This is a genomic window from Rhizobacter sp. P2_H2 (genome assembly GCF_056403375.1).
On record NZ_JBFUFP010001273.1, the window covers coordinates 1 to 1,399 of the forward strand.

A 1,399-nucleotide genomic window follows, 5' to 3' on the forward strand; every position below is an offset into this window, starting at 1 on the left:
AGGTACTCGACGACGAACATCGCGACCAGCGAGATCGGCGTCAGCACGTTGGCGAACAGCGACCAGGCCGCGAGCGGGGCGAAGGCGAACAGCAGGAACGAGGTGCCGGCGATCGCGACGAAGTAGATCGTCCAGGCCCGCGTGACGTGCCGCGTGTAGACCACCATCGTCGGCTGCATCGGGTTGTGCAGGCGGCGCGCCAGTTGCGTGATGAAGGGCTCGCGCCCGTCGCGCAGCGTGCGGCCGAACCACCACGCGAGCCCGAGGTGGATGCCGGCATGCTGTGCCAGATAGAGCCAGGAGACCGGCAGCCGCGAGCCGTTCAGCAGCACCGCGACGGCGACCCCCGCCAGCCCGAACGCGACGAGCCGCTGGCCCGCATGCCACAGGCCCCACAGCGCGGCGCCGACCATCGGGCCGAGCAATGTGAGCAGTGCGAGAACGGAGCCGGCGTCGCGGCTCACGAGATGGTGCGCGAGCAGCGCATACGCCCCGAGGCCGACGGCGGCCAGACCCCAGCGGGCGCGCGCGTTCATGGCGTCACTGCGTACGGTGGACCGCGATGTGGCCGGCCAGGCTGCGCAGCGACGAGAAGATGCGCAGGTTGTCCTCGTCGCCCGAGCGCAGCTGGAAGCCGTAGCGCTTGGACACGACGAGCGCCAGCTCGAGGATGTCGATCGAATCGAGACCGAGGCCTTCGCCATACAGCGGCGCATCGGGGTCGATGGCGTCCGGGGCGATCTCCAGGTTGAGGGATTCGACCAGGAGCGTGCCGACTTCCGGCAACAGAGAGGTGTCAGCTGAACTCATGCGGTCTCGGGATACTCGTGCAGTGGGGTCCGCACGATCAAAGTGCGCGATTTTAGCGGAGCCGGCTTGCGGCTTCCGTCACAGGCCGTACCATCCACCCGACCCTGGCCCCTCGTCTGCCGCCCATGCCCGATCGCGCTCCGCCCGCACGCCTTTCGCCTGAGCCGCCCGGGCCCGGCCCTGCCGTGGTGCACCTGCCGCACGGCGCGCTGACCGACTACTACCCCGACGGCGACGTGCAGGCCCGCGAGCGCTTCATCCGCACCGCCTTCGACGACACCGCCGGCGACTACAACCGGCTCGAACGCATCCTCGGCCTGGGCACCGGCTCGTGGTACCGCCGCCAGGCGCTGCTGCGCGCGGGCCTCGCGCCCGGCATGCAGGTGCTCGACCTCGGCATGGGCACCGGGCTGGTCTCGCACGAGATCCTGCACGTGACGAACGAGCCGCAGCGGCTGGTCGGCGTCGACCCGAGCCCGGGGATGATGGCGCAGGCGCACCTGCCGCCCGAGGTGCGCTGCCTGGAGGGCCGGGCCGAGGCGCTGCCGGTGCCGGACGCGAGCGTCGACTTCCTGGTGATGGGCTATGC

At 70.8% G+C, this 1,399-nt stretch carries 3 protein-coding genes; 1 reads left to right on the top strand and 2 read right to left on the bottom strand.

All coding sequences use genetic code 11. The features are described 5' to 3' along the window. The coding region (locus AC1D15_RS32270) for a COG4648 family protein (RefSeq protein WP_477829269.1) at positions 1-536 on the bottom strand (536 nt) is incomplete at its 3' end. Between the two features lie 4 nt (positions 537-540). Further along, positions 541-810 (bottom strand): phosphopantetheine-binding protein, encoded by a 270-nt coding sequence (locus AC1D15_RS32275; protein WP_047511777.1) that lies wholly within the window; start codon positions 808-810, stop codon positions 541-543. Between the two features lie 185 nt (positions 811-995). Between AC1D15_RS32275 and AC1D15_RS32280 the strand changes: the two genes are divergently transcribed. After that, a partial coding sequence (locus AC1D15_RS32280) for a methyltransferase domain-containing protein (RefSeq protein WP_477829270.1) occupies positions 996-1,399 on the top strand: 404 nt, incomplete at its 3' end.

Coding starts and splice junctions, on each gene's coding strand:
- AC1D15_RS32275 (WP_047511777.1), bottom strand. CDS start 810: ATGAGTTCAGCTGACACCTCTCTGTTGCCGGAAGTCGGCACGCTCCTG.